This is a genomic window from Methylococcus capsulatus (assembly GCF_036864975.1).
Classification (GTDB): Bacteria; Pseudomonadota; Gammaproteobacteria; order Methylococcales; family Methylococcaceae; genus Methylococcus.
Map to the genome: position 1 here is coordinate 985,239 of NZ_CP104311.1, position 23,307 is coordinate 1,008,545.

At 68.9% G+C, this 23,307-nt stretch carries 31 protein-coding genes; 3 read left to right on the plus strand and 28 right to left on the minus strand.

Annotated elements, in window-relative coordinates:
- Positions 1–4 precede the first annotated feature (4 nt).
- From N4J17_RS04815 to N4J17_RS04880, 14 genes are all read right to left on the minus strand, one after another.
- Positions 5–394, minus strand: coding sequence for a DUF6631 family protein (locus N4J17_RS04815; protein ID WP_277458449.1), 390 nt, complete (start codon positions 392–394; stop codon positions 5–7).
- Positions 395–405: 11 nt separating this feature from the next.
- A complete protein-coding gene (locus N4J17_RS04820; RefSeq protein ID WP_077729925.1) occupies positions 406–1,158 on the minus strand; it encodes a hypothetical protein in 753 nt (250 codons plus the stop codon).
- Between the two features lie 2 nt (positions 1,159–1,160).
- Complete coding sequence (locus tag N4J17_RS04825) at positions 1,161–1,355, minus strand: DUF7210 family protein (protein WP_127478516.1); 195 nt, start codon at positions 1,353–1,355, stop codon at positions 1,161–1,163.
- A 5-nt stretch (positions 1,356–1,360) separates the two neighbouring features.
- Entirely contained in the window at positions 1,361–1,789 is a 429-nt protein-coding gene (locus N4J17_RS04830) for a hypothetical protein (protein ID WP_077729924.1), read from the minus strand.
- Positions 1,786–2,067 carry a head-tail joining protein gene (locus N4J17_RS04835; protein WP_037411660.1) on the minus strand — a complete coding sequence of 94 codons (282 nt, stop codon included), beginning with the start codon at positions 2,065–2,067 and terminating at the stop codon, positions 1,786–1,788. The genes N4J17_RS04830 and N4J17_RS04835 overlap by 4 nt, the downstream gene beginning before the upstream one ends.
- Positions 2,067–3,071: a major capsid protein gene (locus tag N4J17_RS04840; protein WP_277458448.1), complete on the minus strand. Its 1,005-nt coding sequence runs from the start codon at positions 3,069–3,071 to the stop codon at positions 2,067–2,069. The genes N4J17_RS04835 and N4J17_RS04840 overlap by 1 nt, the downstream gene beginning before the upstream one ends.
- Before the next feature lie 66 nt (positions 3,072–3,137).
- A complete protein-coding gene (locus N4J17_RS04845; protein ID WP_277458447.1) occupies positions 3,138–3,515 on the minus strand; it encodes a head decoration protein in 378 nt (125 codons plus the stop codon).
- A gap of 3 nt (positions 3,516–3,518) precedes the next feature.
- Entirely contained in the window at positions 3,519–4,757 is a 1,239-nt protein-coding gene (locus N4J17_RS04850; RefSeq protein WP_277458446.1) for a S49 family peptidase, read from the minus strand.
- A 5-nt stretch (positions 4,758–4,762) separates the two neighbouring features.
- Positions 4,763–6,253: a phage portal protein gene (locus tag N4J17_RS04855; protein WP_277458445.1), complete on the minus strand. Its 1,491-nt coding sequence runs from the start codon at positions 6,251–6,253 to the stop codon at positions 4,763–4,765.
- Entirely contained in the window at positions 6,253–6,474 is a 222-nt protein-coding gene (locus N4J17_RS04860; RefSeq protein ID WP_126624742.1) for a phage head-tail joining protein, read from the minus strand. The genes N4J17_RS04855 and N4J17_RS04860 overlap by 1 nt, the downstream gene beginning before the upstream one ends.
- Entirely contained in the window at positions 6,474–6,866 is a 393-nt protein-coding gene (locus N4J17_RS04865) for a hypothetical protein (RefSeq protein ID WP_277458444.1), read from the minus strand. The genes N4J17_RS04860 and N4J17_RS04865 overlap by 1 nt, the downstream gene beginning before the upstream one ends.
- Positions 6,866–7,357, minus strand: a complete 492-nt coding sequence (locus N4J17_RS04870; RefSeq protein ID WP_277458443.1) for a hypothetical protein — start codon at positions 7,355–7,357, stop codon at positions 6,866–6,868. The genes N4J17_RS04865 and N4J17_RS04870 overlap by 1 nt, the downstream gene beginning before the upstream one ends.
- 12 nt (positions 7,358–7,369) lie before the next feature.
- Complete coding sequence (locus N4J17_RS04875; RefSeq protein ID WP_277458442.1) at positions 7,370–9,343, minus strand: phage terminase large subunit family protein; 1,974 nt, start codon at positions 9,341–9,343, stop codon at positions 7,370–7,372.
- Complete coding sequence (locus tag N4J17_RS04880; protein WP_019562352.1) at positions 9,343–9,873, minus strand: hypothetical protein; 531 nt, start codon at positions 9,871–9,873, stop codon at positions 9,343–9,345. The genes N4J17_RS04875 and N4J17_RS04880 overlap by 1 nt, the downstream gene beginning before the upstream one ends.
- Positions 9,874–9,993: 120 nt before the next feature.
- On the opposite strand from N4J17_RS04880, the gene N4J17_RS04885 reads away from it, so the two are divergent.
- The 3 genes from N4J17_RS04885 to N4J17_RS04895 all read left to right on the plus strand — a co-directional run bounded on the left by N4J17_RS04885 (position 9,994) and on the right by N4J17_RS04895 (position 11,221).
- A complete protein-coding gene (locus N4J17_RS04885) occupies positions 9,994–10,260 on the plus strand; it encodes a hypothetical protein (RefSeq protein WP_277458441.1) in 267 nt (88 codons plus the stop codon).
- A 93-nt stretch (positions 10,261–10,353) separates the two neighbouring features.
- Positions 10,354–10,599, plus strand: a complete 246-nt coding sequence (locus N4J17_RS04890) for a hypothetical protein (RefSeq protein WP_338457658.1) — start codon at positions 10,354–10,356, stop codon at positions 10,597–10,599.
- Between the two features lie 34 nt (positions 10,600–10,633).
- Complete coding sequence (locus N4J17_RS04895; RefSeq protein WP_277458439.1) at positions 10,634–11,221, plus strand: DUF3489 domain-containing protein; 588 nt, start codon at positions 10,634–10,636, stop codon at positions 11,219–11,221.
- Between the two features lie 56 nt (positions 11,222–11,277).
- On the opposite strand, the gene N4J17_RS04900 is transcribed toward N4J17_RS04895, so the two are convergent.
- The 14 genes from N4J17_RS04900 to N4J17_RS04965 form a co-directional block, all read right to left on the minus strand.
- On the minus strand, positions 11,278–12,543 hold the full coding sequence (locus N4J17_RS04900) for a site-specific DNA-methyltransferase (RefSeq protein WP_277458438.1): 1,266 nt from the start codon (positions 12,541–12,543) through the stop codon (positions 11,278–11,280).
- A complete protein-coding gene (locus N4J17_RS04905; protein ID WP_277458437.1) occupies positions 12,540–14,054 on the minus strand; it encodes a site-specific DNA-methyltransferase in 1,515 nt (504 codons plus the stop codon). Before N4J17_RS04905 ends, N4J17_RS04900 begins: the two co-directional genes overlap by 4 nt.
- 301 nt (positions 14,055–14,355) lie before the next feature.
- The gene (locus N4J17_RS04910) at positions 14,356–14,757 is read right to left on the minus strand and encodes a DUF6362 family protein (RefSeq protein WP_277458436.1); all 402 of its coding nucleotides are present in this window, start codon (positions 14,755–14,757) and stop codon (positions 14,356–14,358) included.
- A complete protein-coding gene (locus N4J17_RS04915; protein ID WP_277458435.1) occupies positions 14,750–14,959 on the minus strand; it encodes a hypothetical protein in 210 nt (69 codons plus the stop codon). The genes N4J17_RS04910 and N4J17_RS04915 overlap by 8 nt, the downstream gene beginning before the upstream one ends.
- A 1-nt stretch (position 14,960) precedes the next feature.
- Entirely contained in the window at positions 14,961–15,494 is a 534-nt protein-coding gene (locus tag N4J17_RS04920; RefSeq protein ID WP_277458434.1) for a crossover junction endodeoxyribonuclease RuvC, read from the minus strand.
- Between the two features lie 248 nt (positions 15,495–15,742).
- On the minus strand, positions 15,743–17,932 hold the full coding sequence (locus N4J17_RS04925) for an AAA family ATPase (protein WP_277458433.1): 2,190 nt from the start codon (positions 17,930–17,932) through the stop codon (positions 15,743–15,745).
- Positions 17,932–18,699, minus strand: a complete 768-nt coding sequence (locus tag N4J17_RS04930; protein WP_077729910.1) for a PD-(D/E)XK nuclease family protein — start codon at positions 18,697–18,699, stop codon at positions 17,932–17,934. The genes N4J17_RS04925 and N4J17_RS04930 overlap by 1 nt, the downstream gene beginning before the upstream one ends.
- A 10-nt stretch (positions 18,700–18,709) precedes the next feature.
- Complete coding sequence (locus N4J17_RS04935; RefSeq protein WP_277458432.1) at positions 18,710–19,066, minus strand: DUF6511 domain-containing protein; 357 nt, start codon at positions 19,064–19,066, stop codon at positions 18,710–18,712.
- A complete protein-coding gene (locus N4J17_RS04940; RefSeq protein ID WP_277458431.1) occupies positions 19,063–20,739 on the minus strand; it encodes a DEAD/DEAH box helicase in 1,677 nt (558 codons plus the stop codon). Before N4J17_RS04940 ends, N4J17_RS04935 begins: the two co-directional genes overlap by 4 nt.
- Before the next feature lie 14 nt (positions 20,740–20,753).
- On the minus strand, positions 20,754–21,350 hold the full coding sequence (locus N4J17_RS04945; RefSeq protein WP_277458430.1) for a hypothetical protein: 597 nt from the start codon (positions 21,348–21,350) through the stop codon (positions 20,754–20,756).
- A gap of 12 nt (positions 21,351–21,362) precedes the next feature.
- Positions 21,363–22,220: an ATP-binding protein gene (locus tag N4J17_RS04950; protein WP_277458429.1), complete on the minus strand. Its 858-nt coding sequence runs from the start codon at positions 22,218–22,220 to the stop codon at positions 21,363–21,365.
- Positions 22,217–22,498, minus strand: coding sequence for a hypothetical protein (locus N4J17_RS04955; RefSeq protein WP_277458428.1), 282 nt, complete (start codon positions 22,496–22,498; stop codon positions 22,217–22,219). Before N4J17_RS04955 ends, N4J17_RS04950 begins: the two co-directional genes overlap by 4 nt.
- A 5-nt stretch (positions 22,499–22,503) precedes the next feature.
- Entirely contained in the window at positions 22,504–22,974 is a 471-nt protein-coding gene (locus N4J17_RS04960) for a hypothetical protein (protein ID WP_277458427.1), read from the minus strand.
- Positions 22,971–23,183 carry a helix-turn-helix transcriptional regulator gene (locus N4J17_RS04965; RefSeq protein WP_024892258.1) on the minus strand — a complete coding sequence of 71 codons (213 nt, stop codon included), beginning with the start codon at positions 23,181–23,183 and terminating at the stop codon, positions 22,971–22,973. The genes N4J17_RS04960 and N4J17_RS04965 overlap by 4 nt, the downstream gene beginning before the upstream one ends.
- Between the last annotated feature and the right edge of the window lie 124 nt (positions 23,184–23,307).

Consider the following 23,307-nt stretch of genomic DNA (forward strand, 5'->3'; position numbering starts at 1 on the left):
CGAATCAGGCGGGCGATGGCGTCAGCCCAGCCAAACGGCCGTTCAGACGCCGCGCCAGATCGCCCACTTTCGGCGCGATCCGGCGCACGAAAAAATCCGCGTTCACCTCGAACACGGTCGCCGCCAGGGTGATCGCATCGTCGAGAGCCAGCGCGTCTACCCACTCGCGCGGTTGGCGACTGGCGATCGCCAACGCGGTGAGCAACGCATCGCCGTGGTCCGAGAGCAAGGCGAGCCAGTCCGGTTCGCCCGCCAGTCGTTGCGCGAAAGGCTGCACGGCCTTGAGCATCGCCGGCAGCTCGCCGAGCACCAGCGGGCTGATCGCGAGGCGTTGGCCGGCCAGATCCACAACTTGCGGCTGCGGCACGAGAACATCCAGATCGGAGCCACTCATCGTCATCCCCCTCACAGCAGCACGATGCGGCCGAACTGGCCGAGGTCACCGGCGGCGGGCTTGAGCGTGTCGGCCAGCACCTGGCCTGAAAGCTCGAACTTCAGCAGCTCGTCGGTGATGACCGAGAGCTCCTTGGCCGGGTTGATGGCCACGCGGTAGAGATCGATCACCACCTCGCGGTTGCCGTCGGCGGTGTTGAGCCCCTCGAAGCGCACCCAGCGCTCGGGCAGCGGCTGGGTGAACATCGCGGTGACCGAGGCCGTGCCGTAGGCGTAGTCGACCTTGAAGGGCTCGACGTAGGGGCCGCCGGTGGTGGCGTCGAGGATCACCAGCGAGCCGTGCTTGGCGTTCACCGAGTACTGCGCGACCGGCAGGGTCTTCGGGGTGGCGCTGGAGTCCTTCACCACCACCGACGAGACGTCCTGCTTGGCGAGCAGGTAGAGGCTGCCGGGAGTGACCGGGTTCGGCAGCGCCTCGGCGGTGACCGTGCCCGGGGTCTGGGCGGTGGTGGCGCCGTAGAGGGCGAGCGCCAGGTTGGTCGCGATGAGCTCCTCCAGGGTGCAGGCGAACTCGCCCTTCTTGGTCTTGATGAGCTGCAGATCGGTGAGGCGCTGGCCGCTCACCGACTCCTGGTGCTCCAGGGTCTCCACCGAGAGGGACACCTTGAGCTCGGGCACGTTGCCCACGTAGGCCAGGCCCTGCGGGTTGCCGAGTGCGTCGCGGGCGCCGATGTAGACGCGCCCCTGTCCGGAAAAGTAAGGCATGGTCAGTCTCCTTTACGGGTCTTGATCGGGGTCTGGGGTTGGGGGTCGGCCGGCCGCGCGGCTCCGCGCTCGATCAGCCCCCGCGCGGTCCCGCGCTCGATCAACCATTGCGCCGCTGCCTCGTCGAGATCGAGGATCTCGCCGGGGGCGTGGAGTCGGCCGGCGTGGGTGTGCGGTTCGATGAGTTCGATGTGCATGGTGACTATCCTTTTTGGGTGAGGTCGGAGGCCAGGGTGCGGTAGCGGATCTCGTAGCGCGCGGGCACGGCCAGGGCTTGGCTGTCGGCGTCCTCCGTGTCCCACTCGCAGTCGATCTCGCGCACGCCCAGGGCCAGCCCGCCGAGGCTCGGCTCGGCCATCAGCGCGCCGTGCGCCGCGACGATGAGCGCGTCGGCCACGTCGAAGGCGTCGTCTTCGCGCGCGAGCGCGACCAGCCTCAGCGTCAGGGCGCGGTCGAGCCGGTCGTTCGCCTGCGTGAGGACCTGATCGCCTTCGATGAACAGCAGGAGCGCGGGGCTCGCCTCGCGCGGGAGCGGCACGGTGGGCTGGCGATGCAGCGGCGTCGGTGCGATCGCGGGACCGATACGCGCCACGACCGTCCGGACCAGACGCTCGCGGACGGAGGACGTCATAGCCGGGTCAGCTTGGCCTGCATCTCGGAGCCGTCGCGCAGCTGGCGGACCTCGCGCACCCGATACGGGCTTCCCGCGATCTCCACCGTGTCGCCGGCGGCGAGGGTGAGCCAGGCGCTCGGGTACTCGAGGTGGTAGTCGCGGTTCAGTGCGAGCCCGTCGAGCGCCAGCTCGTCCGGGGCGCTGAAGACGCACTGCACCGTGAGCGAACCCACCATGACGTCGGTGAGCAGCCCGGCGCGGCCGGCGGCCTCGTATAGATCCGTCACCTGCGTCATCACGCTGCCGTCAGCTTCACCAGCACACCGGGCCGGTGGCACATGGGCAGCGGGTTGCTCTGGGTGTGCAGGTCGGTGCCGCGGTCGAACTTGCGCGGCTCCTGCTTGGCGTAGAGCGGCAGGCCCAGGGTGTTGACCGTCTCGTTGAAGTCGGCGGGCGCGACGTAGGTGGCGAAGGTGTCGACGGTGCCGAGCGGGAAGCAGTGGGCCTCGCCGGCGGCGATGAAGCGGCGCGCGTTGCCGTTGGCGTCGGTGGCCTGGCCCCGGTACTCCTCGAAGGTGATGCCGGCGAAGACGAAGCCGGCGCGCACGTCGTTGATCAGGATCGCGCCCTGTTGCCACTGGGTATAGGCCTCCTTGACCGACTTGTGGCCGGTGAGCGCCCGGAAAAACTCGGGCGAACAGAGGACGTGCACGCCGGTCATGAACTCGCCCTTCAGGTTCTCCTCGATGTGGGCCAGCACCTCGTAGCAGTGGCCCTTGACGTCGCTCGCGGCATTGGCCAGATCGAAGGCGATGGTGGTCTGCCGGAGATCGAACTCGTCGAACAGGTCGTAGATCGTGCTGCCGTCGGCGTCCAGGATCTGGCCCTTGAGTGCCCCCATGCGCAGGTGTTCGAGGGTGATCGCATGCTTGTTGCGCATGGTCTCCAGGTGCCGTGCCAGCACGCCAGCGACGGCCTCAACTTCCGTCTCCGAGCCGAAGGCCCGGATGCCCTGGACCTCCTCGGGCAGCACCACGTCGTCGTGCGGGATGTGCGGGACGACGAAGGAACGCAGCCGGCGCTGGCCGCGTTCGCCCACGGTGCCCGGCGAGCCGGGCGGCCGGGTGGGCAGCAGGTTCAGGCGCCCGGCGTACTCCTCGATGACGACCTGGCGCGTGCGCACGGGCTTGGCCGGAAACAGGTTCAAGGCTTCCAGCCGCCCGTAGCGGTTGGGGATGAGGTTGATGGCTGCCGTGAGGCTCGCCATCGAGAAGCCGGGGGAATCGAAGGGGTTGAGCATCGGGAGACTCCAGAAACGACGAACCCGCCGAATGGCGGGTCGTCCGAGGTGTGGGGAGGGGCGGAATCAGGCGCTGTCGCGCACCACGATGCCGCGCGCTTCGAGCTGGGCGATCGCAGCGAGCTGCTGCGCGGTGGTGATCCCCGCGGGCCAGACCAGTGCGTTTCGCGCGACGATGGCGTGGCGGGCGATCAGGATCGCGTCCTCCCGGTCGATCAGCGTCGCATCGACGGCCAGCGCGAGCACGCCCACGGCGACTTCGCTGCCGTCGCCGGCCGCGGGGTCGAGGGCCTTGAGCTTGGCCGTGGCCGTCTCGCGGCCGACCACGGCGCCGAGCGGCAGGTTCTGCCCGGCGGCCACGGTCGCCGGCTCGCGCGAATACAGGTTGGGTGCCTCGTACTTCAGCAGGTCGCCGAGGTTGGGGGCTTGGGTGAGCGTGGGCATGGCTTACTCCGCGGCAAGGGGTTCTCGACGGACGAGTTTCTTCACGGCGGCGACCACGGGCGAGGCGGCCGGATCGGCGCCGGGGGTGGCCCAGTCCTGGGGCACGTGGGTCGAGCGCACGGCGGACTCCATGCTGTGGGCGGCGCGCGCCTCGATCAGGGCGCGGCGCACCTCGGCTTCGGTGCGGCCGGCGGCGATGAACTCGGCGGCGCGCTCGGGGCAGCCGGCGATCAGGCACAGTTCCGCGATCGCTTGCGCGGACTGCGCCACTTCGCGGCGGGCCTCGGCCACCCGGGCGGTGGCCTCATCCACGCCGAGGGTCTCGGGCGGGGTGTCGGTCATGGTGGGGGTTCCTCGCAGTAAGGTCGCCTTCCCGGTCGGGGCTGGGCGCGGCGGGGAAGACGGACGCCGCGCGGCAGAAAGATGTCGGTCGAACTCGGCGAGCACCGCGGGGAGCGTGGCCACCCCGTCGGCCAGCCCGGCTCGAGCAGCCTGCGGGCCGAAGAAGAGCGCGGCCTCGGTCGCGCGCACCACGTCCTCGTCGAGGCCGCGCATCGCCGCCACGTGCGCGACGAAGAGCGTGTGGAGCCGGTCCACCTCGGCCTGCAGCGCCGCGCGGGCGGCATCGTGTAGCGGCTCGTGCGGCGAGTAGTCGTTCTTGCGGGCGCCCGCGGTGATCGCGGTGTAGCGGTAGCCGTCCCGGGCGTCCTTGACCGACTGGTCGACGTGCAACGCGATCACGCCGATCGAGCCCACGCCGCCGGTCTCGGTGACGAAGAGCCGCTCGGCGGCGCAGCCGATGGCGTAGGCCGCGGAGAAGGCGGCGTCGTTGGCCACCGCCCAGACCGGCTTGAGGCCGGCCGCCTCGCGCACGCGGCGGGCGAGTTCGAAGCAGCCGCCGGTCTCGCCGCCGGGCGAGTCGATGTCGAGCACGATGCCGGCGACCCTCGGGTCGCCGAGTGCCGCCTCCAGCCGCGTGCCGATCTCGGCGTAGCTGGTCAACCCCGAGGCCGCCTCCAACCCCAGCGTGCGCTTGACCAGCGTGCCGTGGATCGGCAGGACCGCGATCGAGCTTGACGGAAACGCCGGAGGGTTCGGGGCCCTCGGCAGCGGCGGCGCGAGTGCGACGTCCGGCGCGGTGAGATGGAGGCGCTCGGAGAGCACCGCGAGGATCACGTCGAGCTTGGCGCGCTGGACGAGCAAGGGCGTCCCGAACAGGCGGGAGGCGAGATGGGGCAGCATCGGTGTCAGTCCTGAAGTTCGGTGTCGGGCGCAGGTGTCGGCACCAGCCTCGATGCTTGGTCGTGCCGCGGATCCGAGTCGAAGACCAGCCCCAGTTCATCGGCGCGCCGGTTGTCGGCGGCGATCTCGCGGTCGATGTCTTCGGCGTCGTAGCCGTAGGCCGAGATCGCCTCCGAGCGGCTCATCAGCCCGGCGCGGATCGCGAGCTTGAGCGCGTTGAACTCCTTGAGCGGATCGACCCACTGCCAGCCCTGCGGGATCCACTTGGCGGCCTGGTACGCGCGCCGGCGGCGGGCGTAGCCGGGCAGGCTCAGCGCCCCTTCGAGCACGGCCTGCTCCATCCAGGCCCGCCACACCGGGCGGCACAGCTGGTGCACGATCACCCCGTGCTGGATGGCCTCGCAACGGCGGCGGAACTCCAGCAGCCCCGCGCGGATGCTGGAGTAGTTCACCTGGGTGAGATCACCGGTGAGCATCTCGTAGGTGATGCCCATGGCGGCGGCCACGGCCCGGAACTGCTGGCGCATGAACTCGCCGTAGCTCGCGCCCACGTCGGCCGGCGCCGAGAACTTGATGTCCTCGCCCGGCTCCAGGATCTGCAAGGTGCCGGGTTCCAGCCCGGCCAGTGCCGCACCCTGGGCGTCCGGCAGCCCTTCGCCCATCAGGCTGTCCTCGGGCGCGAGCCGCGTGATGAAGCCGGCGAACATCGCCGCGGTCTTCTTGCGCACCAGTTCCGCGTCGTCGTACTGGTCGAGTTCGTGCAGCTTCACCAGGGCGCGGGCGAGCCACGGCTCGCCGCGGATCTGCCCCGGGCGCAGCGGGCGGAACAGGTGGATGACCTCGGAGGCACCCACGCGCACGGTGTCGAGACCTCCCGCGGAGGTACCCGTGCCCGACATCGGCGCCAGGCTTCCATCCCCAGGGTGCGAGCGGGTCAGGTGATAGGCCACGCGCCGCCCGAGCCGGTCGAACTCGATGCCGGCGCGGATGACGTGGCCCGAGGGCAGGTCGCGGTTGAGCGTCGTCGGCAGGTGTTCGGGCTCGAGCACCTGCAGCTGCAGGCCCACCGGCAGACCGTCCTCCGGACGGCGCCAGCGCAGGCGCACCAGCGCCTCGCCGCCTTCGAGCATCGCGCGAGTGGCGAGTGCCTGCAGGCCGTAGAAGTCGGTCAAGCCCGCCGCATCGGCCTCCTCCACCCAGTCCCACCACAGGGCGTGGATGGCCTCGCGTACCGCGGCGTCCTCGACCATGCTCTGCGGCTTGATGCCGGTGCCGATGGCGTTGGCGACGAACGCCTCGATGCCCGCGGCCGCCCAGGCGTTGCGCCGGGCGAGATCGCGGCTCTTGGCGCGCAGTTCGTTCTGCGTGAAAGCCAGCGCCGCGACCGCCCCGGGGTTGCCGACCTGCCAGGCCACGGCCCTGCGGCCGCCGCCCACGCCGTCGTAGGTGGGGCTGGTGCCGAGCAGCCGGCGCTTGAGGGTATGCCACCAGCCCATCACGTCCCCTTGGTCGTGTGAAGGCGGATCTGTCGCGGCGCGCCGGGCCATAGGCCCGTGGCTACGGCCTGCTCGAAGAGGTCGCGTTTCACCTGGCGAATAGCGGCCTGCAGTTCCTCCACGCTGCGGTACTCGACCGTCTTGTCGCCGAAGCTCACGCGCTTCTCGCCCTTGGCGAGCGCGGCTTGCAGGGCCTCGAGGTCGGCTTGGGTGTAGGCCATCAGCGGTAGACCACGAGGTCGATCTCGGCGGAGTCGGCGAAGGACGCGGCGGTGGTCGCGCAGCCCACATCGACGTGCGTCGGCGTCTTCTCGTCGGCGGTCGCGCGCACGATCAGCAGCCGCTGCGTGCCCGTGTTGGTGTTGCTGCGTGCGACGCCCACCCAGCAGTAGTTCGCGTCCGGCAGCGGGCTGGCGAAGTGCACGCGGTAGCGCCCTGCGGCCAGCCGCGTGACCGAGGCGACGTTGTGCGCAGCGCGCACGACGACCTGGTTGCCGACATAGCCGAAACACACCCAGGCCCGCGCCAGCCCGGGGTGGCCGGCATCGATCTTGGTCTTGACCTCCAGACCGATGCGGCTGGCCAAGGCGGCGATGCGCGCAGCCAGACTCATCAGAGCAGCGCCCCTTCGAAGATCGCGACGAAGTCGGTGTCGGTGTCGCCCACATCGGCCGCGGCCACGGCACCGATGTTGCTGCGCGCCTGGGCCTGCTCGGCAGCCGTCAGGGTCTGCGCGGCGTCGAAGCGCACGCGGCGGTTCACCGCAGTGAGCAAGGCGTCCAGGCCGCTGGTGCCGTCTTGCAGCAGCTGCTGGATCTCCAGCAGCGTGTCGTAGGCGGCATCGGCCCCGCCCAGGATCTCGGCCTTGAGCACCTCCAGCAGCGTGACGATCTTGCTCGACGAGTAGGTGCTGGTGGTGGCGACCTGGGTGTCGTCGATCGCGCCCGAGGCCACCACCGCGGCCTTCAGCTCGTTGATGGCCGCCACCAGGCTCGACTTGTCGGTGGTGGTGAGGTGGGCGAGATTGCCGGCCTTCGCGCGGACGTCGTTGAACTCCTGCGCGACGCGCAGGACGAGGCTTTCGATGCGGGTGGCCAGGGACATAGCGTCTCCTCGTCAGGACAGCCAGCGGCTCTTGATCACGCGCCGGCCGGTGTTGCGGTTGCCAGAAACACCCAGGCCACCTCGATGGGTGGCCTCGGTGATCGATTCAGTAGGTGTTTCAAGGGCTGGCGGACTGGCCAGCCCCAGTTGCCGCTCCAGTTCGCGCCAGTGGCGTTCCTCGAAGCGGTCGAGCCCTGCGGCCGCAGCAGCAGCACGGGCATACACGTAGCAGTCCAGCGCTTCGTTGCGCTCGCGCACCTTCTGCCACTCCCGCACCGGAAAGCCATTCCTGTCGCGGCGGGTGATCAGTTGCTCGGCGCAGAGCTGCTGGATGAACTCGGCGTCGATCTTGGGCAGGTGGACGAAACCGGCCGGGTAGGTCACCGTCACGCCGTCGTCGGCCACCTCCGCGCTCTGGCGCAGGTGGTTGTAGAACTCGAGTTTGGCGAGCCCCACCGCGACCGCATACACCTTGATGCCCCGGCGCAGCTTCTTGCCCGCCTGCGAGACATCGACCGCCGTCGGTGTGCCGATCAGGGCTGCGCCCCCCATCGAACCCGTCCGCACGCCCTTGACCGCCATCACCCGCGCGTCGCGGCAGGCGCGCACGAAGGCGTAGGCCTCCTGTGTCGCAAAGCCGGTGTCCAGCGCCAAGCGGGCCAGCGGCATGGCCGCGCCCGAGGCATGGGTCCAGGTCTCGGCGAGCATCCCGCCCAGCGCCTTCCACACCGCATCCCGTGCGGTGTCGCCCATCAGCACCCGGTGCTCGATGAGCCAGGCCTCCTTGCCGCGCCCGAAGGCCCAGACCGAGACCTCGATGCGGTCCTTCTGCACGTCGGCGCCGGCGGTGAGCAGCAGGCCGCCTGCGGGAATGGTGCCGATGGCATAGTCCTCGCGGCGCTCCAGCAGGCGTTGCCAGTCGGGCGCTTCGCCCTCCTCGACCCAGGTCTCGCCGAGCTCGGTGTTCTTGAAAGTCTTGATGGCAGCGGCCGATCCCGACTCTTTACTGACGGCGGCTTCCCACGCAGCGGCGATCTCGCACCAGGCGCGCCAGCCCAGCGGGCTGTACAGCGACGACAGATGAAACCCCGCCGTCTTGCCCGAGCCTTCCGCCGTCGCGCGCCACTCGCCGTGCTCCAGCATCCAGGTCTTGTGGTGCTCGGCGATCGCCGTCTCGCATGATTCGCACACATACGCCGCCGTCTCGGGCCGGCCCTTCTCCCAACGCAGTTGCTCGAAGCGCAGCCACTGCCGGTGCGAGCAATGCGGGCAGGGCACGAAGTAGCGGCGCTGATCGCTGGCCTCGTACTCACGCTCGATGGCCGAGGCGCCCGCGATCGTCGGCGTCGAGACGATGAAGATCTTGCGCCGCGCAAAGGTGCGCGTGCGCGCCTCAGCGAGCGAGATCGCATCGCCCTCCCCCTCGACATCGAGCGGGTAGGCGTCCACCTCGTCGAGAAAGAGATAGCGCACCGGCATCGAGCGCAGGCCCACCGCGCTGTTCGCGCCGGTCATCACCAGCACGCCGCCGCGGAACTCCTTGGCGAGGATGGTGTTGCCCGAGTCGCGCGAGCGTGCCGGGGCGATGAGTTCGCAGAGCACCGGCGACTCCTCGATCAGCGGGTCGATGCGCTGCTTGGAGTTGCGCTTGGCCATCTCCACGGTGGGCCACACCGCCATCATCGGCCCGGGGGCGTGGTGGATCACGTAGCCGATCCAGTTCGAGCCGGTCTCGGTTGCGCCCACCTGCGCGCCCTTCATGAACACCACGCGCTCGATGGGCGAGGTCGGCGACAGGCAGTCCATGATCGCCTTCAGATACGGCGTGCGGCTGGTGCGCCAGCGCCCCGGCTCGCTCGAGGCCTTGCTCGACAGCACCCGGTGACGGTCGGCCCATTCGGAGACGGTGAGCAGCGGGTCCGGCGTGAGGCCCTCGCGCCAAGCGCGCTCGATGGCGTCCCAGCCCTCATAGGCGAACTCGTCCATCAATCGACCCGAACCTTGAGTTCCCCGAGCTCGGCGAGGTGCTCGCGCACGGCGGCATCCAGGGCCACGTGCAGGGTGTGAGCCTCCACGCCGAGCCGGGCCGCCATCTGCGCCGAGATCCGCGCCGGCCAGTTGAGCCAAGCGTCGCGTTCGGTGCGGGCGAGCTTGAACACATGCGCGATGGCCTGGTGGCGATCGACCAGTTCGCCCTTGAGGCGGGCCAGCCGCACCTTGTTGGTCTGCGCCTTGACCACCTCGTTGACCGTGCGCGCCTGCACGAGCGTGGTGCCGCCTGCGGGCAGGCCGGTGGCGAGGTTGGGGGCCGGATCCTCCGCCACCCGCACCTTCACGGTCCGGGAGCCCGTTCCCGCCTTCGGCGGCTCGGAGTTCCGGGTCCAGTCGCGGTCGGCCCGGTCTGGGTCGATGGTGCCGTCCGCCTCGGGCGTGATGCGCCCGGTGCGGATGGCCTTGTGCACGGCGGTGTCCGATACCCCACGGTGGCGGGCGTAGGCGCGAATCGAGATGCCCATGGCCCTTTTCGATCAAGTCATCGTCAGTTCTTGGCCAACACCCGCAGAAAACGCTTGGCTTCACGGGTGAACAGCGCGTTCATCACGTCACCCCGAACCACCCGATCGAAAGGACGCCCGATGAACCCCCACACCCCCGACCTCCTCGCCACCAAGCTCGCCGAGGCCGCCCTGACCGTGCTGGTGCGCACTTGCCGCAAGGAGGTGGCCGCCGCCAGCCGCGACGAGCTCGAAGCCGCCTGCGTCGCCATGCGCACCCAGGCACGCCCGGTCATCGACCAGTTGCTCGACGACGCACGGGCGGCACCCTGGGTGGCTGAAGCCGCCTTCCACGCCGCCGCGCTCGAACTGGCGCAGGCCGGCATCGCGGTGTTGCGCAAGGTCTGACGAGCAATGCGAAGCCAAGCAAGAACGCTTGGCTTCTCACGCGAACAGCGCGTTCATCACCTCACCCGATCACCACGCACCAAGGAGCAGACCATGACCCTGCGCATCCGCCAACCCCAGGTCACCGACACCAACGGCAACGCCCTCGGCACCCGCCTGATCCGAATCGAGTTCGACGAGCAAGGCCCAGCGACCGTGATGCACGACGGCCAGCGTTACGACTTCACCGGCAAGACCGGCACCCACCGCAAAACCGGCTTGGCGGTGCGCGAGATGGCCACCGCGCGCGATGCGCGCCTGTGGATCAGCCTCGATGGCGAGCACCTCTGGGAAGACTGACTCGAGCCGATCCACCCCTATCAAGGAGCAGACCATGAGCACCATCACCCTGACCCCCGCCCAGCACGCGATCCTGGCCCATGCGCTCGAGCACAGCGACGGCCGAATCGACTGGTTCCCCGAGCACATCCAAGGCGGTGCCCGCCGCAAGGTGCTCGACGGCCTGGCCAACCGCGCCCTGATCGCCCGCCAGGGCGAGGTCTGGGTCGTTGCCGACGCAGGCTACGAGGCCTTGGGCGTGCCGCGCCCGGGTGCCCGCACCGCCCCGCGCCAGTCCTTCGTCGCCCAGCTCGATGCGGTGATCGCCCGGGCCGAGCAGGTGCAGACGGCGCGCGACGAGGCCGACCTGGAGGCGGCGGTGAACGCCGCCGAAGCGGCCTGGGCGCAGGATGCGCATCGCAGCGCCGAGCCGCGCCGCCCCCGCGCCGACAGCAAGCAGGCGCAGGTGATCGCGATGCTGCAGCGTCCCGAAGGCGCCACCCTCCGCCAGATCATGGACAGCACCGGCTGGCAGGCGCACACGGTGCGCGGCACCTTGGCCGGGGCGCTGAAGAAGAAACTGGGCCTGACGATCGTCTCCGAGAGATCCCCGGGCGGCGAGCGCGTCTACCGGCTTGCCTGAGTCGCGATGGGGCAGCACATCCCGCGCGGGCTGCCCAATCTGACCGGGTTCGTGATTCACTGCGCGATCGCCGACGAGTCGCTCGCCGCCTGATCGAAGGCCAGGCCATCCGCCTCGCGGGTGGCTTGCTGGCCCGTCCAGTCCTGCCAGCGCCGCACGATCACGTCCGCATACTTCGGGTCGAGCTCGATCAGCCGCGCCACGCGCCCGGCCTTCTCGGCGGCGATCAAGGTCGTGCCCGAGCCGCCGAAGGGGTCCAGCACCACGTCGCCCGGGCGGCTGGAGTTGCGGATGGCACGCTCGACCAGATCCACCGGCTTCATGGTCGGGTGCAGATCGTTCTTCGCTGGCTTCTTGATCTGCCAGACGTCGCCCTGGTCGCGGTCGCCGCACCAGTGGCGCGTCGCGCCTTCGGGCCAGCCGTAGAGGATCGGCTCGTACTGGCGCTGGTAGTCCGAGCGGCCCAGCGTGAAGGTGTTCTTGGCCCAGATGATGAAGGTCGACCAGTGCCCGCCGGCGGCGCGGAAGGCCGCTTGCAGCGTGTCCAGTTCGCTGGAGGACATGGCGACGTAGATCGCGCCTCGGGTGTGCGCCATGATCAGCGCCAGCGCGTCGTAGAGGAAATCGTAGAAGCCTTCGCCCAGCGCATCGTTGAGGATGGGGCGGTGTTTGCCGCGCAGCTTGTCGCGGGCCGAGTTGGCGTAGTTGACGTTGTAGGGCGGATCGGTGAACACCATGTCCGCCCGCTCGCCGTCCGGAAACAGGCGCGCGTAGGCCTCGGCGGTGGTCGCGTCCCCGCAGACCAGGCGGTGCGGCCCGAGCCGCCAGACGTCGCCCGGCCGAGACACCGGCTCTTCCGGCATCTCCGGGATGGCATCGTCCTCCGTCCGGCCATCGATCTGTGGTTCCTCATCGGCCAGCAGTTCTGCCAGTGCATCGGCGTCGAACCCGGTGAGATCGAGATCGAAGCCATCGTCCTGCAGCGCCTCCAGTTCGATGCGCAGCAGGGCATCGTCCCAGGTCGCGAGTTCCGCGAGCCGGTTGTCCGCGAGCACCAGTGCCCGTCGTTGGGTGGGCGTCAGGTGATCGAGCACCACCACCGGCACGGTGGGCAGGCCCAGCTTGCGCGCGGCGGCAAGCCGCCCATGGCCCGCGACCAGCACACCGTCGGCGCCGGTGAGAATGGGATTGACGAAGCCGAACTCCGCGATGGAGGCCGCGATCTGGGCGATCTGCTCGTCCGAGTGCTGGCGGGCGTTGCGCACGTAGGGCAGCAGCTTGTCGATCGGCCAGTGCTCGATGCGATCGGCCAGCCAGCTCATGCAGTGACCTCCGCCGTCTCGCCCAGCCGCTCGGCGGCGACTTCGGCGAAGGTCCGGCCGCTGCCCTCCAGCACCGGCACCGTGCCCGGGTGGTGCTGCAGCCAGCGGCGCAGCGCGACGTCCACGTACTCGGGGGCGAGTTCGATGGCGCGCACTTTGCGGTCGGTGTGTTGCCCGGCCAGCAGCGTGGTGCCGGAGCCCGCGAACGGCTCGAAGACGATCTCGCCCGCGTCGGTGTAGGCCTCGATGAAGAACTTCGGCAGGCCCAGCGGGAACACCGCCGGATGATCGATGCCTTCACCGATGCGGCCGCGCTGGCGCGTCACCTCGACGACGGAATCCGGGATGCGGAACTCCTGCGTGGGCTGTCCGGCGTGGTTCCATTCGCCGACCTTGCCATCCTTGGCGCGCATCGCGGTGGATGACCCATCGGCGCGCAGATGCGTCTCGTGACCGGCCCACTTGCAGGGCACGATCTTGTTCGGCTTGCGCGCCTGGCGGTTGAAGTGGAACACGAACTCGTGGCGCGGCGCGAGGCGCCCGGCCCAGTCGCCGGGCACGGTCACCGACTGATCCCAGACGTACCAGCCGAAGCGGCGCCAGCCCTGAGTGCGCATCCATTCGATCCAGCCGTCCCAGTACGGCTGCCACTCGCCGTCGCGATGGACCAGGCCGAGGTTGACCAGGATTTGCGCGTCCTCGTGCAGCGCGCTGCGGGCGGCGCCGAACACGCCCTGCATGAGCGCGTTCCAGTCAACGATTCCGCCGGTGGTGTAGTCGCGCTGATTGGCATACGGCGGGCTGGTAAAGAGCAGGTGAGCGCGCTCGCCATTGATGAGGCGCGCGACGGCGGCCGCGTCGCGGCTGTCGGCGCAGAGCAGTCGGTGTTCACCGATCAGCCACAGATCGCCGGGGCGCGTGACCGCCACCGTGGGCGGTGTGACGTCGTCCTCGTCCGGGTCGCGGACCAAAGCACTCGTGTCCTCTTCGGCGGACGGTTCGGTCTCCTCGATGGCATCGAGCAGGCCTTCGACCTCGGAGGCCGAGAAGCCGGTCAGGTCCAGATCGAAGCCGGCGTCGGCCAGTTCGGCGAACTCCAGCGCCAACATCGCCTGGTCCCAGCCGGCGTCGAGTGCGAGCCGGTTGTCGGCGATCACGTAGGCGCGCTTCTGCGCAGGCGTCAGGTGCGCAAGCTCGATCACCGGCACCTCGGCGAGCCCCAGCTTGCGTGCGGCCAGCAGCCGGCCATGGCCGGCGATCACACCGTGGTCGCCATCGACCAGGATCGGGTTGGTCCAGCCGAACTCGGCGATGCTGGCGGCGATGCGCGCGACCTGCTCGTCGCTGTGCGTGCGCGGATTGCGGGCGTAGGGGATCAGCGTCTCGACCTTGCGGTACGTGACGGCGAGCGTGTCCAGAATCGGTGCCTCGGAAACGAAGAAGCCCGCCGACGGCGGACCGTGGGCGGGCTGGGGGTGTCGGGGAGAAGGTCTCGGGCTGGAGGGCTGCAAACCGCAAACCCTGCAAACCTCGGTTTGCGGTCGGACGCTAGGCCAATGCTGCGCTCGCGCCCCCCGCATGGCTTTTCGGCCAGGAAGGACCCATCGCGCTCGGCGGGTCGGATCGCGAAGGCAGAAACGACGAAGGCCACGGATCGCTCCGTGGCCTTCGCACATGCTTCTCTCGCGAGGTTAGCGAAATCCTAGCGCAAAAACGGGTGAAGTGTTGCACGTCCAAAATGGCTCGAAACCGGCATCTTTCCGCATCCGCACGCATGGCTTGGATCGCTTTGGAAACGACCCGCAACTTCACTCATGAAAGGCTGGCCACCGTCCGGCGGGTCTGCTCGTTCAGACGGCAGGCGACGATGTCGAGCGCCTTCTGCCACCGCCGCCACGCCGTGGTCCGGTCGCAGCCGAAGCGGGCGCAGATGTCGCGCCAGCGGTGGCGCTCGGCGCGCATCCATACCAGGTGGCGTTCCTCTTCCTCCAGCCACAAGACCCAGCGCATGGTCTCGAGCATGCGCTCGATAGCCTCAGGGCTGGGTGGGAAGCGCCGGATCGAGGGTTCGGCCCCCAGCGTCTCCCAGGGCATGCGCCGGATCGCGGGCCAGGTGTTGAAGTAGCCCTGCACGCGCACGGGCGGCAGGCGGTGGGCGGTGATGGCCGCCTCCCGGAAGCGTTCGGCCACACGCTCGACGGTCCACTCAGCCATGGCGCGCCTCCCATGCACCGTAGAGCCGCTCGCCGATTCGGCGGATCAGCTCGCGCTCCGTCCAATCGAGCCGGTCATCGTCGAGGCAGACGACGAGCAGGCGTCGCTCGCGCCAGCCGCGGCGCTTGACGGCCTCCACGTCCATCGGCTCGGGCTGCAGGCGCCCCAGCGGGCAGCGGTAGCGAGGGGTCGGAACAATCATCTCAGTCCTCCTGCGCCGCGTCGTGATGCTGGATTGCCCAGTGCAACAGCGCCAGGGCGTCGGCCTCGTCGTCGTCCGCCGGGGCGTGGCCCCGCGCACGCACGGCCGCCATCATCTCGTCCTTGCTCGCATTGCCCTTGCCGGTGGCGTGCTTCTTGATCGTGCCCACCGGCACGCCCTGGTAGGGAATGCCGTGGTGCTCGCACCAGGCGGTGAGCTGCGCCATGAAACCGCCGTAGGCGTGGGCGGCATCCACTCCGGCGTGGCGGCGGACCTCCTCGAAGTACACCGCATCCAACCCGTCCGCCGATTGCTTGATCTCGGCAAGCCAGCGCTTGAAGCGCAGGTAGCGCATGCCGCCGCCCTCGAAGCGCTGGGGCTTGAAGGACTCCGAGCCGCTGGTGATGGAGCCGTCACGGCCGAGCACCGCCCAGCCGGTCCGGGTGCCGAGGTCGAGGCTCAGGATGGCCGTGCCCGGTTCACGATCCCGACCGTCGATGCCGGGCAGACCCCTTCGGGTCGGGGGAGAGGACACGACGTGGTCCTCTCCCCCCGAAGGGGGGAGGGAGTTTTCGCCAACTGGGAAATCCCCGAAAGGTAAGTAAAAACATGGTGTTAGCTCAGTTGGCAAATTGGCAGGCGTTGCCAACTGCCAACTTGCCAACTGATCTGTAATGCATTGATTTTTTTGATTTTCCAGTTGGCAGACGTTTGCCAACTGAATCCAGTTGGCAAAATTCGGGTTCCAGTTGGCAGAATTTTTGCCAACTTGCCTGCGCGTGTTCATGCGTCCTCCTGCGGCTTGATGAAGTCGTCTTGGTAAACCCACACCTCGGGGTTCTCGACCGGCAATGCGGCCCCCGATTGCGGGCATTTGAAGTGAGTGGGCAGTACCGGCATTTGGCGCAGCGGCAGTTCGCCGGTGTCGGGGTCGGGCTCGCCCGCCGGCATGCGCAAGACCATGCCTTCCACGCACAGGTAGCCGTACTTGGTGCGGCCGATGCGTGGCAGGCCATAGTCCTGTGCGTTGCGGAAGTACTTGATGTAACCCTGGGTCGAAAGCGCAGAGAGGCGCTCGCGGATGGTGCGCTCGCCACCGAGCCCCGCCTTGCCCTCGAAGCTTTCCGCGAACTGGTTGGCGGTGTAGCAGCGCCCCTGGGCCGCCTCGTCGAACAAGATCTGCAGGATGGCGTCGCGCTTGCGCCGGCGCTCGGCATCGAGGCGCTCGCCGTAGTCCTTCATCACCAGCCGCTCGTTGGCATCCACCTCCCGCCACTCGCCGCGGATCTTGTCCACGTGCATCGACGGGATGGCCGCGCCGTTGCGCAGCTCGAAGATCAGCTGGCGCGTGGTGCGCGTCTCGTCCGGGCGGAACAGCAACATGCCGGTGGTGTAGTAGCCGCGCAGACTCCCGGCCCCGGCCAGTGCCTGGAACGGGTCCTCCTCGAACTGCTTCTTGCCGAGTTTTTTGGTGTGGTGGGCCAGCACGATGCCGGCGTCCGGGTTCACCGCATCGCGCAGGCGTTCGACCCGCTGCGACAGGAAGTAGAGCATCGCCGCGTTGTCGTTCTCGCCGCCGGACTCCCCGCCGTCGAAGACGTTGCGGATGGGATCGATGGCGATGATGTCGGGCGGCTCGCCGCCGAAGGCCTGTGCGATGGCGGGGATCACCTGGGCGAGGCCTGCGTCGTCCAGCACCAGCCGCAGCTGCGGGGTGGCGACGAAGTTGGCGCGTGCCGCACTCAGGCGACTGGGCGGGAGGCGGATCTCCTTCACGCGCTCGCGCAGGTAGTGGTACTGCACCTCCGCCTGCAGGTAGAACACCCGCAGCGGGCGCGGCGGCGTCATGGCGAGAAAGGTCGCGCCCGCCGCCATGTGCGTGAGCCAGGCCAGCAGAAAATCGCTCTTGCCGACCTTGGGCGCGCCGCCGAAGACGAGCATCCCGCCCGGGGTGAGCACGCGCGGCGCGACGAGGTCGGTCGGCAGCGGCGAGTCGTCGTCCAACAGCATGCCCAGGGTGAAGGTCGGGAGCCCGGGGGCGGCGGTCTTCACGACCCTGCGCTCGCCCTCACGAATGAACTCGGCGCAATCGAAGCCCTCGGCCACAGCATCGGCCGCGTCCCACTTGTCCGGTTTGTCCATGGGCGGCACGAGGATGGCGACCGACGCCGCACCGGCGGCTACGCAGGCGCGCGCGGCGTTCTCCGCGTAGTCCCAGCCCGGCGCATCGCGATCCGGCCAGATCAGCACGTGCTTGCCCGCGAGCGGCGTCCAGTCGGTCTTGTCGATCGGCGCCCGCGCGCCGTTCATGGCCGTGGTCGCCGTGATGCCCGCCCCGATCAGGGCGCAAGCCGCCTTCTCGCCCTCGACCAGCACCACCTCGCGCGCCTCGGCCACGGCTGGCAGGTTGTAGAGCGGACGCGGGTCGGGGGCGCGCCACATGCGGGCGCGCACGTCCCAGGGGCGGTACTCCTTGCCGGTGGGCGGGTCGTAGCGGTAGACGCAGGCGATGAGCCGACCGTCCTCCGCGAGGTAATCCCACTTCGCGGTGTAGGGGCCGAGCTCGTCGATCGGTGCGCTGCGGACATCCGATGGCTTCGCTCGGCCGATGGGCGGTGCGAGCCCGAGCCATCGGCGGATCTCGTCCGCGAGCCGGGGAAAGTCGTGCCGGGCGGAATGCCCCCGCGAGCGCGCCCATAGATCGATGACATCCCCGCCTTCGTCGGAGGCGAAGTCCTTCCACAGACCGCGCCGCTCGCCCTCGAGCTCGACCACCAGGCTCTTGCCACGGTTGCCGTCGACGTCACCGACATAGAACCTGCCGCCGCGGATGCGGCCCTGTGGGAACAGGTAGAGCAGCACCGCCTCCAGGCGATCGAGAAGACCCCTGCGCAGCGCCTCGGTATCGGATGACGCATGCGTCTGCTGATCCGGTGCATCATTGAAATCGAGCCAGACGATGTTTTCCGCCATCAAGCCGGTCTCCAGCAGCGGTCCTGCCAGGGACACGACTTGCACTCGAAGTGGGTCGGCGTGGTGGAGTGCCGGGGCAGCAGCTCGCCGGCCTCGGTGGCGGTGATGACCCGCACGGCCCGGTCCGACATGCGCTGCGCGAGCCCGCCGTCGAACGGCACGAGCTCGAACCAGATCTCCTCGCTGTCCTTGTTGATGGCGGTGAACAGCGCGGGATTGCTCGCGATGCCCGGCACGGCGCCTTCCATGTAGGCCTGGTAGACGGCGAGCTGGGCGGCATAGATCGGCTTGGCGCGGGCCACGCCCTGCTTGACGGTCTCGCGCCAGGACTTGTCGTTCATCGTCTTGCACTCCCACAGCGCGGGCCAACGCATGGAGAAGTCGAGATCGATGTCGGCGGGGCCGGCGGCGAGAATGCCGTCGACGTGTCCTTGGATGCGGCCGCCGGCGACGGAAAAACCGAACTGCCCGCCGTCGGCCCTGCGCGTGTAGAGCTCGAAGCCGGCCAGGCGCAGCCAGCGGATCGCCAGATCCTCCAGGGCATGCCCGACCTCGAACACCCGCAGCACCCGCCCGGGCAGCTCGCGGCCGGGATCGACCGGCGCCTGGGCGTACTCGTACTGCAGGGCGCGCTCGCAGGCCACGCCGAGCCGTGACGCGCCGAGATAACGGCGCGGCGTTTGTGAGGCACGTTCACGCGCCAGCGCCTCGTCGATGACGGCGCCGAGGCGCTCGTGGAACTTGGGGCGGTGGTTGTAATCGAGCATCACCGCCTCCTCAAAACGGCACATCGTCGGGCGTGCGCTCCCGCAGGTTGTCGAAGTAGGCGGTGAGCACCACGTCGACCAGTTGCAGGACCTCCTTGCGGCTGTAGGCCGACAGCGGCCGGTCCATCCCGATGGCGGCGACGTATTCGCCGAGGTGGGGCAGCACGGCCTCCATCGCGGCCTTCTCGTTGTGGGTGGGATCAATCACGACGCCACCTCCCGCCTTCAGGCTGTGCAGATGGATGTCCTGGCAGCGCATCGAGCAGAAGCGCTTGAACAGGGGTTTTCCGTCCGGCGCACGCGGGCCATTCCTCGGCGACAGCCAGCAGAAGCCGCGTCCCTCTCGTCCGCAGATCGCGCATATCACGCCGCCCTCCGGTGTTCGTCGTTGGCTGCCAGCACGAGGCGCTGGATGGACGACTTGTTGAACTGGAAGGCGAGCAGCGCCGAGGCCTGGTAGCGGGTGAGCCCGAAGTCGGAACGTATGGCCTGCGGCAGGTAGCGCAGCTGCTTCTCGGTGGGCGGCTCGTTGAGCCAGCGGCGCGTCTTGTGGGCGGTGTCGAGGGACTCGTTCTCGTTCAACCAGTCGTCCGCCTTGGCCATGCAGACCGTGCGATCGCCCACCGCCAGCAGACGGGGCAGCAGGTCCTTGCCACCGCCGACCGCGTGCCAGCGGCCGTTCAGGAAGAAGACGCCACCCCAGGCGCCGAAGCCGGTGGCCATCAATGCATCGTCGCAGCCAAAGAGATCGCACCAGCGGAAGTTGGAGCGCTTGAGCAGGTCGATCTCCGTCATGACGAAGTCGTCCATGGCTTCCGCCTGCTCGGCCGGATCAATGGTCCATTCGAAGCCGCACAGTGGGCACTCGCGGCAGCCGAGCGGCACGGTCGCCTCGCAGGAGGGACACTCCTTGGTGGGCGCCTCGCCCTGGTGCTGGTGGCCGTCCAGGTTGGCCTCCTGCTCCAGCGAGCCGTGCATGAGCGTCGCGGTGCCGAAGTCGAGCACGATGCAATCGGTCTTGACCACGCCGGGATGCTCGGCCGGGTCGACGGTGCGCAGCCCACGACCGATCATCTGGGTCAGTGTCGACTTGTGCGAGCTCGGTCGCAGCAGCACCACGCAGGACGTGGGCGTGTAGTCGTAGCCCTCGGTCAGCACCGCCACGTTGACGACGACTTGCGCCTCGCCGGTCTCGTACTCGGCCAGGCGCACCTTGCGTTCGGCGTCCGACAACTCGCCGTGGATCAGCACGGCGCGGATGCCGGCGGCGACGAAGGCGTCGGCCACGCACTGCGCGTGCGCCACGGTCGAGCAGAACACGATGGTCTTGCGCTCACCTGCCTTCTCGCGCCAGTGGCGGATCACCGCGTCGGTGATCGGCGTCTTGTTGAGGATCGCCTCCACCTCGGTCATGTCGAAGTCGGTGGCTGTGCGACGCACCTGGGCGAGGGCCGATTGCGCGCCGACATCGATGACGAAGGTGCGCGGCGGCACCAGATGGCCAGAGGCGATGAGCTCGCCCAGGGTGATCTGGTCGGCCACGTTGCTGAAGACCTCCCGCAGCCCCTTGCCGTCGCTGCGTGCGGGCGTGGCCGTGGCGCCGAAGATCAGCGCCCTGGGGTTGCGCGACAGCACGCGATCGATCACGCGCCGATAGGACTTTGATGCGGCATGGTGCGCCTCGTCGACCACCAGCAGATCGAGCGTGGGCATCGCGTCGAGATGCGCGTCGCGTGAGAGCGTCTGCACCATCGCGAAGGTGGCGCGCCCGGCCCAGGACTTCTCCTTGGCATCGAACACCGAGGTCGCGACGCCCGGATTGACCCGGCCGAACTTCTCCCGGTTCTGGGCGGTGAGCTCATCGCGGTGCGCGAGGATGCAGGCCTTCGCGTCGGGCTCCTCCAACACGCCGCCGGCGACCGCCGACAGCATGATGGTCTTGCCGGAGCCGGTCGGGCCGATGGCCAGGGTGTTGCCGTGCAGGTAGAGCGCGGCGAGCGAGCGCTCCACCAGCAGGGCCTGACGGGGACGAAGCATCATGCCCGCAGCCCCCCTTACTGCGCCCAGCTCGGACGGCCCGTGATCGGAGCGCGACCCGTGGCTTGGGCATATGCGTTGGGCGTGGTGGGCGCCGGGGCGGACGGACGCGCGTTGCCCATCAATGCGGCGTAGTCCTTGTGATCGGGCTGGATCGCCTGCTTGATGACGGCCTTGTCCTGACCGTGCTGATCCTTCTCCCAGTCGACTTTGCCGAGGAACTCGATGCCGTCGAGGTCGGCGAAGCCGGCAATGCGCCGGGCGTTCTGGGCCTGGGGACTGGCGTCGCCCGGATGGACGCCGCGCGCGGAGTTCAGGATCGCCTTGACGAAGGCGCGGCCCATATTGGCCCACTCGGGGCCCTTGGGGCTATGGAGGCCGATCAGCGACCACATCTTGCGGCGGGCGTACTCGCCCTCCATCACGACGAACTCGCAGTTGAGGTACACCGAACCGGTGTTGTCGTTGCGGGTGGCGTAGCCGCCGGTCCAGCCCCGGCTCGCATCGTCGAAGCCGCCGGGGCGGATGGTCATGCGCACGCGCACCAGCGTGCCCTTGGGGATCAGGTCGAACGAAGACTGCTCGTTGGCATCGTTGAAATCGAAATAACTCATGGTCGTGGCTCCTTATTGCTGTACGGGTTCGGAAGGCGCGGGGCGCGCGAAGTCGAGGCGTTCGAGGGCGGGGCGCGCGGGGCCGGCGATCTTGGCCATCAGCCGGCCAAGATGCGGCTCCTCGATCTGGTCCAGGCGGCCGGAGCGGTCCTTGGCGGGGTAGCCCCAGGGATTGAGCGTGTGGCAGACGAAGGCGCGGTAGGCGCTGCCGTCGTCGGCCTTGAGCTCGGCCAGCGTCACCACCTCGTCGACGATGCCCGGCAGCTCGAGCCCGGTCTTGGAACCGTCGATCTGCAGTTGGAAGACGCGGCGATTGAAGTCGTCGAGTCGCTCGTCGAGGATGCCGACGAACCACACGTTCTTGCCGCGCGTGTGCTGCAGGTGGGTGAGCCAGGCGATCATCTCCTGGCCCATCAGGCCGTAGGCCCCGCGAAGGTCGGGCTTGCCGGTCTTCTCGGAGTAGGCCTGCGGCTGGCCCTTGCACCACTGCAGACACAGACGCCCGGCGACGGTGATCGAGTCGACGAACACGGTCTCGTACTTGTCGAGCACGCTGGGGTCGCCGAAGCGGGCGCAGACGGCGTCGAAGTGGGCCTGGCTGAACGGCTGGTCGTCGCGCAGCGCCGGGTTCGGCCCGCCGATGTACACCGCGAAGTCGCGGCATTCCTGCCAGGTGCGCGGCCGGATCGTGTCGCCGGCCCATCCTTCGACGGCGAGATCGCCCGCCTCGAGGTCGAAGAACAGGGTGGCCTCGGGCGCCAGCGTCCAGAGCTGCGAGGTCTTGCCGATGCCGCTCTTGCCGACCAGCACGCCCTTGACGCCGCGCTTCTCGGCCAGGCGCTGGTCGGCGGAGATGATGGGAAGGGTCATGAGCGGCCTCCTTTGTCGGCGAAGGCGTCTCCGATCCGGTGCGCGCCGAGTGCGCCGTGTTTGCGGGCGAGGTCGTAGAGCTCCCGCAGAGCGTTCATGCGGCGGCTGATGGGCCGGACCTCGTTTTCGAGGGCGATGACGGCGAAGGTGATCTGGTCCAGGGTGGCGCTTTCGAGCGGCATCTCGATACCATCCACGCGGACCGTGGCCGGCAACTCGTCCAGCAGGTAGGGATGCTTGTTCTTCAGCTTCTCGAGCAAAGTGCGGTTCTTGAACATGGCGGTCACTCCTTCATCAGGGCGAGGCGGAAGCCGGGCTTGCCGGTCTTGAGCGTGCGGGCGGGCGCGAAGGCGCTCTTCAGCGACTCCGGCCAGGCGTTGAACTTGGTTTCCGAGACGCGATAGCTGATCTCGACGTACTCGGCCGGGTCCTCGCCGCCGTTGGCGATGCGGCGAACGACCTCGGCAAGGCGCCGCTGATCCCACTCGACCCGCTTGGGTAGGTCGGCAGTGACGCGCACGTGGCCGTCGTCGAAATGCACGACACCGGTATCCTTGCGGGCGGCCAGGCGCAGGGCATGGGCGCGGTCGGCGTATTTCAGTTCGAGTGCCCGGTCGATGTGCTCGACGATGGCGCGGGCCACCGAGAGCAGATCGGCGGCATCGTTCTTCAGCTGGAACAGCGCCTCGCTTTGCAGCGCGGCCAGCTCGCCGGCCGGCGTGGCGAGAACCTGGTCGGGGGTGAGGCGGCTCATGCGACACCTCCCGCGCCGACGCGCTCGGAGGTGCTCTTGCGCAGGCACTCCGCCTCGTAGGACTCGACGTCCTCGACGCGGTAGAGCACGCGGCCTTGGATCTTCAGAAAGACCGGCCCGATCCCTTCGGAGCGCCAACGTTCCAGGGTGGCTTCGCTGACGCCCCAACGGTCGGCCAGTTGGCGTTGGTTGAGGTGTTTGATACTCACGATTCGCTCCTTACGGGTTGTTGCGGAAACGTGAGGTCATTCTGGGTTTCAGGGGGTGGACAAACCGGCGGGCAAAGCGGGCAGGATGGGCGGGCAAATCGTGCAAATCGGCCCTGCGCAGAGC

Bases quoted from the DNA above. Each gene is read 5' to 3' on its own strand.
- N4J17_RS04875 (WP_277458442.1), bottom strand. From the start codon at position 9,343: ATGGACGAGTTCGCCTATGAGGGCTGGGACGCCATCGAGCGCGCTTGG.
- N4J17_RS04815 (WP_277458449.1), bottom strand. From the start codon at position 394: ATGAGTGGCTCCGATCTGGATGTTCTCGTGCCGCAGCCGCAAGTTGTG.
- N4J17_RS04955 (WP_277458428.1), bottom strand. From the start codon at position 22,498: ATGTTCAAGAACCGCACTTTGCTCGAGAAGCTGAAGAACAAGCATCCC.
- N4J17_RS04930 (WP_077729910.1), bottom strand. From the start codon at position 18,699: ATGCTCGATTACAACCACCGCCCCAAGTTCCACGAGCGCCTCGGCGCC.
- N4J17_RS04820 (WP_077729925.1), bottom strand. From the start codon at position 1,158: ATGCCTTACTTTTCCGGACAGGGGCGCGTCTACATCGGCGCCCGCGAC.
- N4J17_RS04945 (WP_277458430.1), bottom strand. From the start codon at position 21,350: ATGAGTTATTTCGATTTCAACGATGCCAACGAGCAGTCTTCGTTCGAC.
- N4J17_RS04860 (WP_126624742.1), bottom strand. From the start codon at position 6,474: ATGGCCTACACCCAAGCCGACCTCGAGGCCCTGCAAGCCGCGCTCGCC.
- N4J17_RS04885 (WP_277458441.1), top strand. From the start codon at position 9,994: ATGAACCCCCACACCCCCGACCTCCTCGCCACCAAGCTCGCCGAGGCC.
- N4J17_RS04855 (WP_277458445.1), bottom strand. From the start codon at position 6,253: ATGGGCTGGTGGCATACCCTCAAGCGCCGGCTGCTCGGCACCAGCCCC.
- N4J17_RS04940 (WP_277458431.1), bottom strand. From the start codon at position 20,739: ATGATGCTTCGTCCCCGTCAGGCCCTGCTGGTGGAGCGCTCGCTCGCC.
- N4J17_RS04870 (WP_277458443.1), bottom strand. From the start codon at position 7,357: ATGTCCCTGGCCACCCGCATCGAAAGCCTCGTCCTGCGCGTCGCGCAG.
- N4J17_RS04925 (WP_277458433.1), bottom strand. From the start codon at position 17,932: ATGGCGGAAAACATCGTCTGGCTCGATTTCAATGATGCACCGGATCAG.
- N4J17_RS04895 (WP_277458439.1), top strand. From the start codon at position 10,634: ATGAGCACCATCACCCTGACCCCCGCCCAGCACGCGATCCTGGCCCAT.
- N4J17_RS04890 (WP_338457658.1), top strand. From the start codon at position 10,354: ATGACCCTGCGCATCCGCCAACCCCAGGTCACCGACACCAACGGCAAC.
- N4J17_RS04825 (WP_127478516.1), bottom strand. From the start codon at position 1,355: ATGCACATCGAACTCATCGAACCGCACACCCACGCCGGCCGACTCCAC.
- N4J17_RS04850 (WP_277458446.1), bottom strand. From the start codon at position 4,757: ATGCTGCCCCATCTCGCCTCCCGCCTGTTCGGGACGCCCTTGCTCGTC.
- N4J17_RS04835 (WP_037411660.1), bottom strand. From the start codon at position 2,067: ATGACGCAGGTGACGGATCTATACGAGGCCGCCGGCCGCGCCGGGCTG.
- N4J17_RS04865 (WP_277458444.1), bottom strand. From the start codon at position 6,866: ATGAGTCTGGCTGCGCGCATCGCCGCCTTGGCCAGCCGCATCGGTCTG.
- N4J17_RS04915 (WP_277458435.1), bottom strand. From the start codon at position 14,959: ATGATTGTTCCGACCCCTCGCTACCGCTGCCCGCTGGGGCGCCTGCAG.
- N4J17_RS04900 (WP_277458438.1), bottom strand. From the start codon at position 12,543: ATGAGCTGGCTGGCCGATCGCATCGAGCACTGGCCGATCGACAAGCTG.
- N4J17_RS04845 (WP_277458447.1), bottom strand. From the start codon at position 3,515: ATGCCCACGCTCACCCAAGCCCCCAACCTCGGCGACCTGCTGAAGTAC.
- N4J17_RS04910 (WP_277458436.1), bottom strand. From the start codon at position 14,757: ATGGCTGAGTGGACCGTCGAGCGTGTGGCCGAACGCTTCCGGGAGGCG.
- N4J17_RS04880 (WP_019562352.1), bottom strand. From the start codon at position 9,873: ATGGGCATCTCGATTCGCGCCTACGCCCGCCACCGTGGGGTATCGGAC.
- N4J17_RS04830 (WP_077729924.1), bottom strand. From the start codon at position 1,789: ATGACGTCCTCCGTCCGCGAGCGTCTGGTCCGGACGGTCGTGGCGCGT.
- N4J17_RS04950 (WP_277458429.1), bottom strand. From the start codon at position 22,220: ATGACCCTTCCCATCATCTCCGCCGACCAGCGCCTGGCCGAGAAGCGC.
- N4J17_RS04960 (WP_277458427.1), bottom strand. From the start codon at position 22,974: ATGAGCCGCCTCACCCCCGACCAGGTTCTCGCCACGCCGGCCGGCGAG.
- N4J17_RS04840 (WP_277458448.1), bottom strand. From the start codon at position 3,071: ATGCTCAACCCCTTCGATTCCCCCGGCTTCTCGATGGCGAGCCTCACG.